This is a genomic window from Telluribacter roseus (genome assembly GCF_017355915.2).
Taxonomy (GTDB): Bacteria; Bacteroidota; Bacteroidia; order Cytophagales; family Spirosomataceae; genus Telluribacter.
On sequence record NZ_JAFEUV020000013.1, the window covers coordinates 50048 to 66136 of the forward strand.

The following is a 16089-nucleotide window of genomic DNA, read 5'->3' on the forward strand; positions in this document are numbered from 1 at the left end:
GCTATTTAACTGAATTATGATTCAAACTGATACCCGTACTTTTTCGTTATTTTTTTCTTGCGCAGCAGCTCCACCGACACCTTCATGGAGATGTTCTTTTCGGGGCGGTTGCGGGCATCGCCGGGCTGAGCCGCTATAGTATCAATGACCCCTATGCCGTCAATCACCTGACCGAATACCGTATAGGCACCATCGAGGTGGGGAGTACCTCCTTCGGTTTTATAGACCTGCTGCTGCTCGGGAGTCAGCTGGCGGGCGGCGCGGGTCAGCTGGCGGTTCAGATCAGCTTCGCTCCACTGCTTCCCATCTACTATATAAAACTGACAGCCGCTGGAAGCCTTCTGGGGGTTGTTGTCGCGGGCAGCGGCGAGTGCTCCTTTGCGGTGGAACAGCTCCGGCCTGAACTCGGCCGGTACGGTATAGCCTACATCACCACTACCCAGAGCCGCGCCAGACTGGGCGTTGCGGGAGTTAGGATCGCCTCCCTGGATCATGAAGTCGTCGATAACCCGGTGAAAGAGCAGCCCGTCATAAAAGCCTTCCCTGGCTAGTTTGACAAAGTTGGCCTTGTGCTGGGGTGTCTGGTCGTGCAGGACCAGGCGCATGGTACCAAAGTCGGTAGTGATAGTGACGAGGTAGTCTTTCTTCTTTTTTTTCTGAGCAAGGCAATCCGGTACTACCAGGACCAGAAGTCCCACTAGTACTACGCTAAAAAATGGTTTCATCGATTAGAGGCAAGTACTGTTTTATCGGAGGGTATAAAGGACATTTTAAGGCCGAAATCTTTACCGGCAGATACATTCTCGATGGTTACCTGCGCCGGGTTCTTTTTCCATGTGATGCTCTTGGCTCCCTCCTGCTTAGGGGCACCGTAGCGTTCGGTAAAGTTGCGTTTGGCGGCATCCCATAGCTGCTGCGTAGCGGTAGGGCTATTCAGGTATATATCTACGGTAATTCGGTTGACGCGGTTGTTAGCGTGATAGTACTGGACGTCAATGGTTTCGAGCTGCTCGGTGTCGTGGGTGAAGCCGATGTGGTCGGTGGTATCTTCAAACATTTCAAAGTTCTCACCAGCCCTGACCTTACTAACCGGATCCCCGAAGGATACTCCCCGGATAATACCGTTATTGGATTCGCCCATGATCGTTTGAAACAGGGCTGACTGATCGCTGTTCAGATCGGCCGGGGTAGGATTGGACATATCAATGGAATCAACAACTACCTCGTTCTCATCACCCGTTTTGGTCTTGGTACGGCAGCCATCACTCACCACTCCTATCAGTAACGCTACTGCCAGGAAGCGTAAAGCCGTAAAAGTATTCATATGATTATAAAAGCTTTAGTTTAGGCAAAAGTATAAATTCAGGAGGTAAATGGCGCACAAATGCCAGAATTAGAATTGTCGTCCAAAGTTGAAAAAGAAGCGCTGTTCGCCGTTACCGTTTACCGTAACATTAAAACGGGCCGTCATGTTATAAAAAGTTACCACATCCAGCCCCATCCCAACCCCGTACAGCAGGGTATTGCCCAGCCTAGTATTGCTCCGCTCGGGGTAGAAGTTGCGTACGTAGCCGGCGTCGGCAAAGGTGTTGAGGTAGGTAGCCAGCGGAATGGTGTTGAACTGCTGCAGGGGGATCCAGGAGAAGTGCTTCTGGATGTCAAATAGTTTGAATTTCAGCTCGTTCTGCAGGAGTGCGTAGTGCTGGCCATCCACCACGTACAGCTCATACCCACGTACCAGATCCGAGCGGTATCCCAGGCCAAGGGTCTGGAGGTAAGGCTGGCGGCGGGGCAGCGAGATGCGCCCCCGGATACCACTGTTGGCGAACCAGCGCTTGCTGATCGGTATGTAGTGCCGGTACCAGCCGTACAGGTAGGCCAGATTGACATTATCAGTAGGCAGGAGCCCTAGTTTACTTACCTGAAAACCGCCGATGCGTCCACGCAGGGGGTACTGTACGTTGTCGCGCCGGTCGTGGCTGAGTATGTAGGAGAGCTGAAAGTACTGCTGCAGGCTACGCCCTCCCAGTAGGTAGTGAGGATTCAGGGCAGTTATGGTATCGGAAAGCCCGATGTAGTTCCAGCGGAAATCTACGGAGTGGAAGGTATAGAACTTATTACGGCGGGTCAGGCTGACGAAAGTATAGAAGCGCTCCCGGTTCAGGTTTTCGCTGTTGAAGTAGTCGAGCTTGTCCCGCCAGGTGCGGTAGGGCATGCTCTTGTTGGTGGTGTAGGATACTCCCGTGGTGATACCGAGCTTCTGGGCTTTGTCTATGTACGGTACCGAGTAGGTCATCTCGTACTTGGGAATAAACCCAAACTCAGCCAGAAAGCGGAGGCGGTCAGCCCGGCCTGTCAGGTTGTTGTAGCTCATGTACAGCCCATAGGTCACGCGGCGCAGGTCGCGGTCGCGGTCGTACCACCACTCGTTGAAATTACGGTCGGCCAGCTGAAATACAGGAATCGCAAGAAAGTACCAGCGCTCCTTGACCACCACCCGGATATCCACTACCTCGGTGGCGTCTTCGGTAGTGGCCTCCTGAGGGAGCGTCTGCATCTCAACCGTCACAAACAGATTGGTATTCACAATCTTACGGCGGTCTATCTCCAGCCGATCGGGTAGTTCGCTACGGCGTAGGGTATCGCCGGGTTTAAGCGCCATTTCGCGCAGGATGATGGGTGTACGGGTGCGGTAGTTACCCTCTATACTGACACTGCCTATCAGTACCAACGCGGTAGTATCCGCATCAACGGCGGGCAAATTCTGTGATTGTACGGTACCCATCAGCAAGCAAAGTACTCCAACTAAACAAATACCGTAGTATCGCAACATAAACGTAAACCCTTACTGGAAGAACTATCAGGACGTAAAATGGCTAAAAATGTCTGAAAAAAGTAGTACTGGCAAGGATAATACTACAATGGCCCCCGATTTATTGTTCTCCGCAATGACCACTTATGTTGGACAGGCTCTTCAGGCAGTGGGTGAGCCGGTAGCCTGGGCTCCCCCTACGTCAGTTGTAAAGTACCAAAGCTATCGGGACGGTGGAAGCGGGGCGTAGCACCGCTCCGGGTGGAGTTCCAGCACAGGAACGAGCAGTTGTCAGGAGCGCATTCCCAACCGGTAGCAGGTTGCTCCTTCAGGACAATCCGGTAAAAATTGAGGCGGTAGGTAGTAGCGCTCAAGTCACCAATCAATTGTCGGGGTATTTCGATCCGGCCCTTCCAGCTATCCCCTTCGGTATGTACTGTATGGATAATACCCGCCTGCTCGTACGGTACCATGTCCAGTGTCATGGCATCACCTTCTTTAGTGGGGTTGTGTATTCGGCCTACAAATACCGCATTGTTAGGGTTGATTTCCAGCTCCAGGTAGCGGGTGGGGGTATCAGCTCCCGCGGCTATGAATACTTCAAATACTTCCTGCCGCCATAGCTCGGTATTGTGTTCGGTGTAGGTATTGTACTGCCAGTAAGGATTATTCAGGCACTCAAACTCCACCCGTAGGTACTCATCATCGTAGCTTAGGCGGACCAACGTCTGCACAGATGACTCACTCCCGTCAGTAGCCTCGCAAAAGTGCTTCCGGGGAAGCGTTAGCCATCTATTTTTAGAGAGGGTTAGGGTATAGTCGGGGAAAGATGCAAGCATGTAGGTTTAGGTAAGAATAATAACTTGATTCGAAGTCCGTGGCGGTAATAATACGGATTAAGTACGTAAGGATCAAAACTTACTTGCCATTACGTATACCATACAGTACTCCCTTGTACTAGCTCTGGTGCCGGTATAAAGGTACGTGTTCAGAACTTCGGTTAGATCTGCGCTAAGCTTTTCCCTGTTTAACTTCCGGCGTGAACGTATGATTTACTCCCATGCGGATAAAATTGCCAGCCATCAGCAAAAGCCAGAACTGGGCAGTAGGCTCAGCGGAGGCAGGTGATGCATTAGGCATAAGCGCCATAAGTATAAAGGGCATGAATAGGAGTCCACAAGCATCCAGTAGGGAAGAGCGACGGATGTGGTAGGCGGCGTAAAAAGCCGTAGCCGTGGCTACTATCTTGATCAGCAGGTTGTACCAAGCCGGTAGAGTTAACTGAGTCAGGAAGGGCAGAAACAGGAGCCCGGCAGTTGCGAAAAGTACAGCACGGTAGATTTTCATAGGCTAGCGAGTGTAGTGGGGATGATGTGGCTTTCAAGCCAAGATCTAAAATGTTTCTCACATATAAAATACCCTACTCTATATAAGGAGACGCTTGATTAAAAATAGGCCCAGCGGTAGCGTACCGCTGGGCCTACTGTTGAAATGACGAGTAAAGACTACCTGCTGAGGCCGGGCTGGTGAGCCGTGCTTTGCCGGGCCGCGTTCTGCCTGGACCTCCACAGCAGGTATATACCCAGCAGCACCGCCGGAATGCTCAGGATCTGCCCCATGTTGAGCAGCTGATTGTTTTCAAAAGCCACCTGATTCTCTTTCAGGAATTCGTATATGAAACGAAGGGTAAAAATCCAGATCATGAAAATACCCGCCATACTGCCCTCAGGCGTACTGGCTTTGTAACGGTTCCAGTACCATAACAATACAAGGAAAAGCAGCAGACAGGTAATGGATTCGTACAGCTGGGCCGGATGGCGGGGAATCTGCGGGTACTCGGTATTTTGCATAAATATAAAGCCCCAGGGCAAGTCGGTAGGGCGGCCTACTATCTCATGGTTCATGAGGTTGCCAAATCGGATAAAAGCGCTCCCCAGCGCCCCTACGATAGCTATACGATCCGCCACCCACAGGAAGGTCTGGCCGGTGGCGCGGTGCGAGCGGGAGTAAAGCCACAGGCCCGTCAGGATACCGACCAATCCCCCGTGGCTGGCCAAGCCGGCGTAAGGAGGAAGGATGACCTCCAGCGGGCGGCTAAACAGTACCTCGGGCTCGTAGAACAGGAAGTGCCCCAGCCGCGCGCCCAGTATGGTAGAAATCACCATGTACAGGGTCAGCGTGTCAATGTCTTTCAGCGGTTTGCCTTCTTCCCTGAAGATATGGATCATGATCTGCTGGCCGATCAGAAAGCCCGCCGCGAATAGCAGTCCGTACCAGCGGACAATGAAGGGGCCGAAGCCACCAATTTCGGGAATGGTGAATAGTTCAGGGCTGGCGTTCCAGATAATGTAGGCGGTCATAATAATTAACTCTGCTGGAAGAGGCGGTTAGATGTGGATAAACAAGTACTTATAGCATCACAAAAGTAACCCTCCCGCCGAAAGTAAGTACTTCGTAAACAGCAGGATGCGGTAGTAGGGGCGGAGCATGCAGTAGGATAGTTCTTTTGACCAATCTGCCATACCTTTTTTAGAAAACAAAGAGTACTACTGCTTCCTTAAAAGAACCCCCAGCGGTACACCGGGTACCGCTGGGGGGTTATCTAATCGTGGTGAAAAAAGGCTATCGGCTATACCGGGGCGCAGGATTGTCACTGGGCTGGGTGAGGTTTTTGCCCTCAGCGTTCTGCTTGGATCGCCACAGGAAGTATATACCTAGTAGTACTGCTGGTATGCTTAGTACCTGTCCCATGTTAAGAGCCAGGTTATCTTCAAAGGCCACTTGGTTCTCTTTCAGGAACTCATAGAAGAAGCGAAGTGTAAAGATCCAGATCAGGAAAATACCCAGCATACTTCCTGCGGGTGTCTGACTTTTGTTACGGTTCCAGTACCATAGCAAAACAAAGAAAAGGATCAGTGATGAAATAGACTCATACAACTGAGCCGGGTGGCGGGGGTGTTGTGAGTACTCCATATTGCGCATGAATATGAATCCCCAGGGTACATCCGTGACTTTACCTACAATCTCGTGGTTCATGAGGTTACCAAAGCGGATAAAGGCCGCTCCCAGCGCTACCGTGATCACAATACGGTCGGTTACCCATAGGAAGGTCTGGCCGGTGGCGCGGTGTGAGCGTGAGTAGAACCACAGCCCCGTAAGTATACCAATGGCCGCCCCGTGACTGGCCAGACCCGCATAGGGAGGAAGGATGACTTCCAGCGGGCGGCTGAACAGTACCTCGGGCTCGTAGAACAGGAAGTGTCCCAGTCGGGCACCCAGTACGGTAGAGATCACCATGTACAGGGTCAGCGTATCGATATCTTCCAACGGCTTACCTTCTTTCTTGAAGACATGGATCATGATCTGCTGGCCGATCAGAAAGCCCGCCGCGAACAGCAGTCCGTACCAGCGGACAATGAAGGGGCCAAAGCCACCGATTTCGGGAATGGTGAATAATTCAGGGCTGGCGTTCCAGATAATGTAGGCGATCATAGGTACTTGCTAAGGTGAAGAAGGGTTGCCTTTTTACTAGATTGATGGGTTTTGTATCTGGCAAAGTTAAAAGGGCGTTTTGAAATAGGGCAAAAAGCCGTCAGTTATTTTATGAAAGGCATAGTACATCTATCAGCTTCTGGAAATACGGTTTGGCTGGTACCTTTTTATTTTGGCAGCTCCACCTGCGCCCTAGTCCGCATGTAGGCAATCAGCTCCGTAATCTCTTTGTCCGTGAGCGTTTCCAGTAGTCCGGTAGGCATCATAGAAGCCTGATTCACCTCCCGCGTCTGAATATCTGACTTATTCACCACTACGGCATCCTGTCCCACTAGTCGCAGTGTGAGCTGGCGCTCCGTTTCCTTCGCCACGTTTCCTACGTAAGTACGTCCGTCGCGGGTCGTGACTACCACCATTTTGTAGTCATCCTGTATTTCGCCGCTGGGGTCGAGGATGTTGCCGAGCAGGTAGTCGAGGTTAGCGCGGTTGGAACCGGTTAGTTCAGGACCCATGATGCCTCCTTCGCCGTACATTTTATGACAAGGGGCACAAGTCCGCTGGAATATAAGCCTACCTTGAGCGGGACTGGCACCCGCTACGGCTTTGTCGGTAAGGAGCTGGCGGTACTTGTTGTAGGCTTTCTCATCAAGAGCTACGTGGTCAATCGGCCCCCATACCTCCACAAAGCCACTGCCTACCACCCGGCGTAGCTGCCGGGCTACGTAAGTAGGTACCTCTTTTTTGGGTACAGTACCTTTGGCAATTGCCTGGGTCAACTGCCACCCAGACTTGGAGCGGGAGGCGAGCGTCTGAATGGCTTCGGTCTTCTCAGTGGGGGTGAAGCCCTTATAACGTTCCAGCAGCAGCTTAGCCAGTGGCTCACTGTCGTAGCTGGCGATGGCGCGGATGGCATCCAGACGCAGATCCTTATCATTGAGTAGTGCCGGTAGCTCCTTCGCTAGCTCCGGCCATTGACGCGAGGCCAGGGACTGCAGAGCCTTCTGCCGCTGCCCGGCGGGAGCTTGTGTCCGTTTGAGCAACGCCATGTTCTGCTGCGAAGCTTCGGCATCACCGAAGTGCTGGCCCAGTTCCTGCGCCAGCTGGGATGTCTGTGCATCCGACTTCTTCAGCTTAGCAGATACAGCGCTCCAGTTGGCGGGTGTTTTGATGTCGGTGCGGCCTTCCAGCGCGTCGCGCATACCCAGCAGCAGGTCTCCCTTTACGGCGGGTAGGGTACCGATGGTAGCTACCAAAGTTTCAGCTGCGTCGGCATCTACGATACGTCGGGCTATGAATTGTGTTACCAGCGGCAGTTTGCTCTTCTGCGCCATAGCAAGCGCCCGCGCCGGGTTTTCCTTCACCAGCGGCTCTATCCCAAACCAGATCATCTTGGGCAGGTTGTGGTCGTTGGCGTCTTCGGCGTGGGCCAGTAGTCCTTCGGCAATGGGCCAGCGGGCAGCGGGTTCCATCCGCTGCAGGGCTGAGGCCAGGTACAGCCGTACTACCGGGGAGGTATCTTCCCGCGCCAGTTGGGCAAAGCGCGCTAGCGCTGGTGCTGAAGGTTTTTGATCTTCATTCAAAAACTGAATCGCCCAGGCCCGTACATGAGCGTCTTTATCAGCCAGGGCTGCCAGCAGCTGCTTGTCATCTAGCCCATTAGTGACTTGCAAGGTCCACATAGCGCGCAGGCGCCAGTCGGCATTGGGGCTGCTGCGGTAGAGCTGCGTGAGCTTGTCCTGGGCGGCCCTAGCCAGGGTACCTTTGGTAGCGCGGTGCTGCAGGATGAGGCGGGCCCGGCGGGCGTGCCACTCGCTGGGGCTCGTCTGCAGGTCGGCTAATTGGGCGTCGGTTAGTTTGGTTAAATCCCCGTAGCGGTCCTTCCAGTTCTGGGCCTGCGACTGTTTCGGCATGATGCGGAAGATGCGTCCGGTTTCGGAGTTGAGTACATCGGAACCGCAAATGTCGGCGTCGTGCCAGTCAAGTACGTACAGCCCACCTTCCGGACCGATCTCCATGCTGAAGCCTACCCACTGGGCGTTATTGGCCATCATGAAGTCGTCGCTGTGCCTGCCCCGGAAGCCCGAACCTGCGGGCACCAGCTCATCAACCAGGACGCCGTGCTCGTGAATGTTGGCCATGAATATCTTGCCGCGTTCCGAGGCCGGAAAAGCATCCGACTGGTAGATGCGGGCGCCGCCGTGGGCCGAGCGGTGGCCGTGGTCGGCAATGGTCTTGATATCCTGGTATACATAGGGATTGAAGTGCTGCCCGCCCTGGCGGTGGTAGATACCACCCGGTATGACGTGCCACAGATGCGGAATAACGCAGGCGGTGATGAAGAGCTGCCCCTTGGCGTCGTGATCGATGCCCCACGGATTGCTGAACCCGTGCGCCACTACCTCAAACTGGTCTTTGGTAGGATGGTACCGCCACACGCCGCCGTTGATATCTACGCCCTCACCTTCCAGAATGTCTTCGGGGAAGGGGTCCTTGTGCCGGTACAACTTGCCTTTACCCTTAGGCTTGCCTACTTTGGATGGCGTGGCAAAGCCTTGGAGGCCATACAACCAGCCGTCGGGGCCCCAGTGCAGGCTGTTGAGCGTTTCGTGGCGGTCGCGGATGCCCCAGCCGGTCAGACGTACCTCTATGTTATCTACATCGGCCTTATCGTCGTGGTTGCGGTCGGGAACGAACAGCAGGTTGGGCGGAGCGCCCACAAATACGCCGTCAAAACCAACGGCCAGGGCGGCGGGGAAGGCCAGTCCTTCCATAAATACCTTGCGGCTGTCGGCTACGCCGTCGCCGTTAGTGTCTTCCAGGATCAGTATCCGGCTGTCACCGGCGTTAGAGAATCCCTTGCCTCTGGACTCGTAATCTTTATTTTCGGCAATCCATAACCTTCCGCGGTCGTCCCAGCAGAAGGCCATGGGCTGGGTCATCATGGGTTCAGCGGCCCATACATTGACCTGGTACCCGTCCCGGACGGTCATGGCGGCCACGGCCTCCTGCGGCGTCAGGAACTTAGCTTCCCGGCCCTCACGCTGGGCAATACCCCATAGGGCGGCGGTGTTATAGGTGCCGGTATTGCCGCTGAACTCCCCGAAGGTTTTGTTCATCTCTACGTCATTCAGCTCCCCCGTGTACACGACCAGCTGGTGCCTGATCGTTTCGGTTTCGCCCCGCTTGATGTGCCAGTCGGCCTGGCGGGCGCGGGCGGGGCCAGCTCCCAGCTGACCGTCTACGCGCCAGTACTGCGGGTACCCCTTATTTTCGGGGTGGTCCAGGATGGCGATATGCGCCAGGTCATCCCGCCCCGCTACCTGCATTCCTATATCCACCCACATGGCCCGCTGGCCTTCGGCTTTCTCGTTGCGCTGCCGGGCCGCGTTGATGACCTCGCCTTTGATGCCCTGTTTCCACGGCATCCGTATAAATAATCCGCCGTAGTCGTACTTGCCGATGGTTACGTCCGTCTGCGCCTCGCCGTTCCATTCCAGGTCCAGCAGGTACTTGCTATCCTTTTGCCGCATGGTCCAGGTCTGGGTTTCGGTGAGTACCGCCTTACCCGTCGAGTCCAGCAGATCGTACACTGTTTGCCACTTTACCTCCGGCCCGTTGGCCTCAAGTACTTTAGCCGACACCCGCCGCCAGTAGCCGCCCTCAGGATGGTGGAAGTAGTCGCGACCATTCACCCGCGTGTAGCCCCAGTAGATGCCCGTCTGGTGTTTGTGGTGGCCGGGGCTGTACTCGGTAAGTACTCCCTTCCCGTCGGGGGCTACCAGGGGATGCAGGTAGGGACGGAACCCTGCCTTGGCATTTTGGGTCAGGATGGGCTCCGTCTCGTTACCGCGGTAGATGCGGATGGTTTCCTGGGCCTGGTCCTGCACCGCCCGCAATTGTACGGGGTCGGCAGGTACTAGGGTAGTGTGTTCAGAGACAGGATCAAGGTAAAAAAACAGGTTGAACAGCAATAGGAACAGGAAGAGTGGCAGCGATTTGACCATAGCGCTTCAAAGGATTAGCTAAACTATATCTTTGAAAAGGAGCGGGGTAAAGGCAGCTACTCACCCGAAGTACTTTGAAGCCGGTAGTTGAGATAGTGGGCAGAAGGAAGGTTCAATCAGTACGGTTGTATACAAAGAGTGCCTTCCTGATCTGGAAAGACTTTTTTGATTAACTGATTACTTTAAACAATGTATCTGTTTGAAGAGAGTACCAGTACGAATGCTTCAAGAACGGATTCATTAGTAAATTGCGTTACTAACCCAAACGGTTAATAATGAAAACCATCCTCATAGCCCTAGTACGTGTTTACCAGGCGGTACTGTCGCCTTTCCTGCCGAATGCCTGCAGGTATACCCCTACCTGCTCACAGTACATGATCGAAGCGGTGCAGAAGCATGGGGTATGGAAAGGCGGACGGCTGGGGCTGCGCCGGTTGTCACGCTGCCACCCCTGGGGCGGCAGCGGCTATGATCCGGTTCCCTAACTAGCCGCCGATGGCAACTTTCCGCAGAATAGAATCAATGATAGTTGACGTACGGACCCCATCGGCTTCGGCTTCGTAGTTGAGCAGGATGCGGTGGTTCATGATGTCAGGGGCCAGTTCCTTGATGTCCTCCGGCAGTACATAATCACGTCCTTCCAGGTACGCCAGGGCCTTAGCGGCCAGGTTGAGGTAGATGGTAGCCCGTGGCGATACTCCAAACTGAATGTAACGGGCCTCATCGCGCAGGTTGTAGTCGAGCGGGCGACGGGTCGCAAATACCAGCTCAATGATATACCTCTCCAGCGTTTCCGAGATATTTACCTTGTTTACCTCATTCCGGATCGCAAATATCTCTTCCTTATTCAGCACCGGCTGTACCTGGTGGTTAAAGTTCAGGTCGGCCATCCGGCGCATGACTTCCAGCTCCTGAGGCTTTTCCAGATAGTCTACATATACCTTCATCATGAAGCGGTCGAGCTGGGCCTCGGGTAGGGGGTAGGTACCTTCCTGCTCCACGGGGTTCTGCGTAGCCAGTACCAGAAAGGGACGGTCGAGCAGGTAGGTGTGGTCGCCGATCGTAACCTGCTTTTCCTGCATGGCTTCCAGCAGCGCCGACTGTACCTTGGCGGGGGAGCGGTTGACCTCATCGGCCAGGATAATGTTGGCGAAGATAGGCCCCCGCTTTACTTCGTAGTCACCCAGTTTGGGCTTGTAGATCATCGTCCCGACCAGATCGGCGGGGAGCAGGTCCGGCGTAAACTGAATCCGGTGAAATTGTAGCTGAAGTACCTTGGCCATGGTATTGATCGTAAGCGTTTTGGCCAGGCCGGGTACTCCTTCCAACAGCACGTGTCCTCCCGTAAACAGGCTGATGAGCAGTCGGTTCAGGAGCTTTTCCTGACCTACTACCACCTTGCCCATTTCATCAAGGACTTCCCTTATCTTTGGTAAATACATGTTAGCTTTTAGGTATTAGCTGTTAGCTCGTAGCCTTTTTCTTCACGGTGACTTTAAAGGCACTAGTTAGTTATTCAGGGCTGTGTATAAAAAATCTAACTACTCCCGGATAGCCCGCACAAAACGGTCTTTGCCGTGAATGTCACGCAGGAGCTCTACACCCGTATACCCTCTTTCTTCAAATACCTGCTTTGTTTCGGCCCCGAAGTGCTCGTTGATCTCGACGTAGCAGCGTCCCTGTGACTTCAGGTGGTGGCTGCCAAAATCAGCAATGGCCTTGTAGAACAGCAGCGGGTCATTGTCCTCTACAAACAGGGCCTCGTGCGGCTCAAAACGCAGTACGTTGGGGCGCATCTGGTCTGCTTCGGAATAGGTAACATAGGGTGGATTGCTGACAATACAGTCAAACTGCTCGGGGGCATCGGGAAGCGGAAAGCTCACATTAAGCATATCCTGCAGGGCAAAGTGTACATCAGCCATGAGCTGACGGGCATTTTCGCGCGCTACACTGAGGGCCTCCTCGGATACATCCCAGGCGTGTACATTGGCGTGGGGTAAGAAACGCGCCAGCACGATGGCTATACAGCCACTACCGGTACCAATGTCCAGGATGGACGGCTTCTCGTCCGGCTCGGCGTAGTCACGCGTGACGAGCTGTACCAGTTCCTCGGTTTCGGGTCGGGGAATCAATACCGACGACGATACCCGGAAGGAGAGGCCGCAGAACTCCGTAGAACCGATGATATGCTGCACGGGTTCGTTCTGATTAAGACGCTCTACGATATTATCCCAATCGGGCTGTACCTGCGAATCTGGAATAGGCCTGTCTACCAGAACATCTACATTGCGCAGGCGCAGGTAGTGCTCAAGGAGCATAAAGACGATTGCCTGGGTCTCTTTGGGCGGATATACAGTAATCCGACTCGTTAATTGTTGATATAGCTGACGCGCCGAAGCCATTCGTAACTCTAGTTTCGTTTCTTAGGCGGGAAAGTTAACAAATTTATAAGAACTGCGAATAACAATAGCTGGCTAAAAAGGGAACGGCACCGGGTAGTACAGCTCGGGGAGTCTACCTTTCCATGACTAGTATAGGCCAGGTACTGTGGTTGATTATCAGGTGATAAAGCAAGGAGAGAGGCGGAAAAAGACAGTAGAAACGCTATTTGTAAGGCATATTATTTACTTTCATAGCCTAATTCTGAATAGTAGTAAATAGTAAAATTTGATTGACCGGACGATGAACAACGATCAGCTTTACATGCGCAGAGCCCTTCAACTGGCCGGGTACGGGCGTGGCTATGTGAGTCCTAATCCGATGGTGGGAAGTGTGATCGTGTACAACGGCCGGATTATCGGGGAGGGCTGGCACCGGCGCTACGGAGGTCCCCACGCCGAAGTGGAGGCGGTGCGCGATGCGGAGGTACGGGGGAATGAATCACTATTGGCGGAGGCTACGGTATACGTAACGCTGGAGCCCTGCTCACACTACGGCAAGACGCCCCCTTGCGCCGACTTACTGGTAGAAAAGCGGGTGAAGCGGGTGGTAGTATGTAACGATGATCCTAATCCGCTGGTAGCCGGACGGGGCCTGCAGCGCCTACGGGGGGCCGGTATCGAAGTAGAAAGCGGACTACTGGCTGAGGAGGGAAGGGAGCTGAACCGTCGGTTCTTTACCTACTTCGAACAGAAACGTCCTTACGTAATCCTGAAATGGGCCGAAACAGCCGATGGTTTTATGGCTGGAGCCGACCGAAAGCCGGTAGCCATCAGCGGTGAGTACTCGGGCGTGCGGGTACACCGCTGGCGCTCCGAGGAGGATGCTATACTGGTAGGAGCTACTACGGCCCAGTCGGATAATCCAAGATTGAATGTACGCCACTGGGTGGGGCTGGACCCCGTACGGGTGGTATTGGATCGGCAGCTGCGCCTACCGGATAGCCTGCATCTCTTTGACCAGTCCCAGCCTACTATTGTGTACAATCACCTGCGTTCTACTCCGGTTGAAGGCTTTCCCATGCGGTACATGACCGAGGCAGCTGATAAGATAGCCTACTCGCAGTGCCTGCCCGACGGGGATGAGATGCACCAGCTCCTGACTGACCTCTACCACCGCAAGATACAGTCGGTATTTGTCGAAGGGGGAGCGGCCGTACTATCGGCCCTGCTGGTGAGTGGACTGTGGGATGAAATACGCCGCTGCCAGAGCCAGGTACGTCTGGGTGAGGGCGTAAAGGCCCCTGCGCCACATGGGGTACTTATAGCTTCCGAAAAAGTACAGGAAGACCTCTGGACCTACTACCGCAACGCCTGACGCATGCCTCCCACCCATACATCCTGCACCTGGATATCGGCCGTGAGGGCCAGCAAGTTGGCCCGGTAGCCGGGTCGGATGTAGCCAATGTGGTCATCCATCTTCAATTGTCGGGCCGGGTAGGCGGTAGCCATACGGATGGCTTCGGCGGGTTCGATACCTACATGCCGTATACAATTACGAACGGCATCCAGTAGCGTAATGGCTGATCCAGCCAGTTTGCCTTCGTCGTTGAGGAAGCGCTGACCGTCGTAGGTGATGTTGAAGCCTTCAAATTCGAGCCGGCTGCCTTCGTACCTGGTGAAGGTAGCATCCGAGATCAGGAACAGCCGTTCGCCCAGGAGCTTCTTGGCGATACGAACAGCGGCATAGTCGCAGTGGTACCCATCGACGATGATGCTGGTATGTACATCCGTACGATCAAAGATAGTACCTACGGCACCCGGTTCGCGGCTCTCCAGCGGGCGCATGGCGTTGTAGAGGTGCGTGGCGAGGGAGAAGCCTTTGTCAAAAAAGTGGTTTAGTTCTGCATAGGTAGCGTGGGTATGTCCGGCGGCGATGGCCCAGCCGCTGCTTCTGAGTAGTTCGAGCAGGTGGTCATCGAAGCATTCCGGCGCTATGGTAATGACCTTTACTACCCGCTGCCCCTTTTGGATCAGTTCCCGAAGTTCTTCCTCCGAAGGTGGCCGTACCATGGCCTCACTATGCGCTCCCCGTTTGATGGGATTAATAAAGGGACCCTCTACGTGTAGTCCCGCTACGCCCGGTAGTTCCTGCTCCCAGTATTCTTCTACTACCTCCATGGCTCTTAGTATTCTGTCGCGGGTGGTGGAGAATAGGGTAGGAACTATGGTAGTGGTACCTTCGCGCAGGTGCGTCAGGTATATATTGGTCAGAGCCTCCACCGACAGGTCACGCGTCAGATAGGCAGTACTCCCTCCGTACAGCTGGAAGTCCACCAGACCCGGCACCAGCCACGCGCCAGCCAGGTCATGGGTAGTAAGGTGGGCCGGAAGCTGATCAGGATGCGAAATGGCCCGAATGGTACCCTCTTCTATCCATACCGCTACACCTTCCAGTACTTCATCGCCCGTAAATACCGTGGCATTGAGCAAGACTACTGAACTGCTCATCTTTCATCCTCCTGGTTCCAGATCTCCCAGGCCTTCTCCGCCTGCAGATGTAGCATCTTCATTCCATTATGGGTAGCGGCCCCTTTTTCCATGCCTCTCTTCAGGAATAGTGTCTCTACCGGATTGTACACCAGGTCGTACAGCAGGTGGTGGCGCGTAAGCAGGTCGTAGGGGATGGGTGGGGCCACATCTACCTTGGGGTACATTCCCAGCGGAGTGGTATTGATGATGAGCCGGTAGTCGCGCATGACGGCATCGGTGAGGTCATCGTACGACAGAGCCCCCTCAGTAGCCTGGCGTGACACCAGCTTATACGTTGCTTTCAGATCTTCTAATGCAGCCATCACCGCTTTGGCAGCTCCTCCGTTACCGAGTACCAGGGCCTGTACGTCTGAGCAGGCCTCTCCCCGGTGGTCCATCCACTCGGCCAGCGACTCCATAAAGCCATAGTAGTCGGTGTTGAAGCCCTTGGTAGAGCCGTCAGGGTAGACTCGAATGGTATTTACAGCTCCGATACGCCCGGCCGATGCCTCGTCCAGATCGCCCAGCAGGGGTACTACCGCCTGCTTATGCGGAATGGTCACATTAAGGCCGCGGATGTTAGGGGTGGTTCTGAGCAGGGCAGGTAAGGCCTCAACGGACTCCATCTCGAACAAGTCATAACGACAATCGCTGATACCTTCTTTTTCGAATTTGGAAGTAAAGTAGCTTTTGGAAAAGGAGTGGGTAAGGGGGTAACCAATGAGACCGTATCGCTTCATGTTAGTTGGGGATTGACTCAGGAGAGCTAAATGATAAAACGTGCTTCAGGCCTGAAATATACAAAAAACATAAACCCCGCCGAGTGGGCAGGGTCTGGTAATAGGAATATTTGTGAATGGACTACGGGAGT

General features: G+C 54.1%; 14 protein-coding genes. 2 read left to right on the forward strand and 12 right to left on the reverse strand.

Translation table 11 applies throughout. From position 1 onward, the window contains the following. Window positions 1-14 precede the first annotated feature (14 nt). The 8 genes from JTN23_RS20255 to JTN23_RS20290 form a co-directional block, all read right to left on the reverse strand. Window positions 15-725 (reverse strand): peptidylprolyl isomerase, encoded by a 711-nt coding sequence (locus JTN23_RS20255; RefSeq protein WP_247236863.1) that lies wholly within the window; start codon window positions 723-725, stop codon window positions 15-17. Next, window positions 722-1324, reverse strand: coding sequence for a hypothetical protein (locus JTN23_RS20260; RefSeq protein ID WP_247236864.1), 603 nt, complete (start codon window positions 1322-1324; stop codon window positions 722-724). The genes JTN23_RS20255 and JTN23_RS20260 overlap by 4 nt, the downstream gene beginning before the upstream one ends. Window positions 1325-1393: 69 nt before the next feature. After that, window positions 1394-2785, reverse strand: a complete 1392-nt coding sequence (locus tag JTN23_RS20265) for a BamA/TamA family outer membrane protein (RefSeq protein ID WP_247236865.1) — start codon at window positions 2783-2785, stop codon at window positions 1394-1396. Window positions 2786-3009: 224 nt separating this feature from the next. Next, window positions 3010-3651: a carbohydrate-binding family 9-like protein gene (locus JTN23_RS20270; protein WP_247236866.1), complete on the reverse strand. Its 642-nt coding sequence runs from the start codon at window positions 3649-3651 to the stop codon at window positions 3010-3012. Between the two features lie 172 nt (window positions 3652-3823). After that, a complete protein-coding gene (locus JTN23_RS20275; protein WP_247236868.1) occupies window positions 3824-4159 on the reverse strand; it encodes a hypothetical protein in 336 nt (111 codons plus the stop codon). 158 nt (window positions 4160-4317) lie between these two features. After that, entirely contained in the window at window positions 4318-5172 is an 855-nt protein-coding gene (gene lgt / locus JTN23_RS20280) for a prolipoprotein diacylglyceryl transferase (protein ID WP_247236870.1), read from the reverse strand. Between the two features lie 262 nt (window positions 5173-5434). After that, window positions 5435-6304, reverse strand: a complete 870-nt coding sequence (gene lgt / locus JTN23_RS20285; RefSeq protein ID WP_247236872.1) for a prolipoprotein diacylglyceryl transferase — start codon at window positions 6302-6304, stop codon at window positions 5435-5437. A 167-nt stretch (window positions 6305-6471) separates the two neighbouring features. Beyond that, the gene (locus tag JTN23_RS20290; protein ID WP_247236874.1) at window positions 6472-10308 is read right to left on the reverse strand and encodes a PVC-type heme-binding CxxCH protein; all 3837 of its coding nucleotides are present in this window, start codon (window positions 10306-10308) and stop codon (window positions 6472-6474) included. 275 nt (window positions 10309-10583) lie between these two features. Here JTN23_RS20290 and yidD point away from each other — a divergent pair, with 275 nt between their 5' ends. Then, window positions 10584-10793 carry a membrane protein insertion efficiency factor YidD gene (gene yidD, locus JTN23_RS20295; RefSeq protein WP_247236876.1) on the forward strand — a complete coding sequence of 70 codons (210 nt, stop codon included), beginning with the start codon at window positions 10584-10586 and terminating at the stop codon, window positions 10791-10793. Here the strand turns inward: yidD and JTN23_RS20300 are convergent, their stop codons facing one another. Together JTN23_RS20300 and prmC are read right to left on the reverse strand one after the other, a co-directional pair. Further along, a complete protein-coding gene (locus JTN23_RS20300; RefSeq protein WP_247236877.1) occupies window positions 10794-11750 on the reverse strand; it encodes an AAA family ATPase in 957 nt (318 codons plus the stop codon). Window positions 11751-11849: 99 nt separating this feature from the next. Next, the gene (gene prmC / locus JTN23_RS20305; RefSeq protein WP_247236879.1) at window positions 11850-12710 is read right to left on the reverse strand and encodes a peptide chain release factor N(5)-glutamine methyltransferase; all 861 of its coding nucleotides are present in this window, start codon (window positions 12708-12710) and stop codon (window positions 11850-11852) included. A 280-nt stretch (window positions 12711-12990) separates the two neighbouring features. Here prmC and ribD point away from each other — a divergent pair, with 280 nt between their 5' ends. Further along, on the forward strand, window positions 12991-14064 hold the full coding sequence (gene ribD / locus JTN23_RS20310; RefSeq protein ID WP_262918590.1) for a bifunctional diaminohydroxyphosphoribosylaminopyrimidine deaminase/5-amino-6-(5-phosphoribosylamino)uracil reductase RibD: 1074 nt from the start codon (window positions 12991-12993) through the stop codon (window positions 14062-14064). Here the strand turns inward: ribD and nagA are convergent. Continuing rightward, the gene (gene nagA / locus JTN23_RS20315; RefSeq protein WP_247236882.1) at window positions 14049-15197 is read right to left on the reverse strand and encodes an N-acetylglucosamine-6-phosphate deacetylase; all 1149 of its coding nucleotides are present in this window, start codon (window positions 15195-15197) and stop codon (window positions 14049-14051) included. The two genes, ribD and nagA, sit on opposite strands and share 16 nt — an antisense overlap. Then, window positions 15194-15958: a shikimate dehydrogenase family protein gene (locus tag JTN23_RS20320; protein ID WP_247236883.1), complete on the reverse strand. Its 765-nt coding sequence runs from the start codon at window positions 15956-15958 to the stop codon at window positions 15194-15196. Before JTN23_RS20320 ends, nagA begins: the two co-directional genes overlap by 4 nt. Between the last annotated feature and the right edge of the window lie 131 nt (window positions 15959-16089).

Coding starts and splice junctions, on each gene's coding strand:
- JTN23_RS20255 (WP_247236863.1), bottom strand. CDS start 725: ATGAAACCATTTTTTAGCGTAGTACTAGTGGGACTTCTGGTCCTGGTA.
- JTN23_RS20260 (WP_247236864.1), bottom strand. CDS start 1,324: ATGAATACTTTTACGGCTTTACGCTTCCTGGCAGTAGCGTTACTGATA.
- JTN23_RS20265 (WP_247236865.1), bottom strand. CDS start 2,785: ATGGGTACCGTACAATCACAGAATTTGCCCGCCGTTGATGCGGATACT.
- JTN23_RS20270 (WP_247236866.1), bottom strand. CDS start 3,651: ATGCTTGCATCTTTCCCCGACTATACCCTAACCCTCTCTAAAAATAGA.
- JTN23_RS20275 (WP_247236868.1), bottom strand. CDS start 4,159: ATGAAAATCTACCGTGCTGTACTTTTCGCAACTGCCGGGCTCCTGTTT.
- lgt (WP_247236870.1), bottom strand. CDS start 5,172: ATGACCGCCTACATTATCTGGAACGCCAGCCCTGAACTATTCACCATT.
- lgt (WP_247236872.1), bottom strand. CDS start 6,304: ATGATCGCCTACATTATCTGGAACGCCAGCCCTGAATTATTCACCATT.
- JTN23_RS20290 (WP_247236874.1), bottom strand. CDS start 10,308: ATGGTCAAATCGCTGCCACTCTTCCTGTTCCTATTGCTGTTCAACCTG.
- yidD (WP_247236876.1), top strand. CDS start 10,584: ATGAAAACCATCCTCATAGCCCTAGTACGTGTTTACCAGGCGGTACTG.
- JTN23_RS20300 (WP_247236877.1), bottom strand. CDS start 11,750: ATGTATTTACCAAAGATAAGGGAAGTCCTTGATGAAATGGGCAAGGTG.
- prmC (WP_247236879.1), bottom strand. CDS start 12,710: ATGGCTTCGGCGCGTCAGCTATATCAACAATTAACGAGTCGGATTACT.
- ribD (WP_262918590.1), top strand. CDS start 12,991: ATGAACAACGATCAGCTTTACATGCGCAGAGCCCTTCAACTGGCCGGG.
- nagA (WP_247236882.1), bottom strand. CDS start 15,197: ATGAGCAGTTCAGTAGTCTTGCTCAATGCCACGGTATTTACGGGCGAT.
- JTN23_RS20320 (WP_247236883.1), bottom strand. CDS start 15,958: ATGAAGCGATACGGTCTCATTGGTTACCCCCTTACCCACTCCTTTTCC.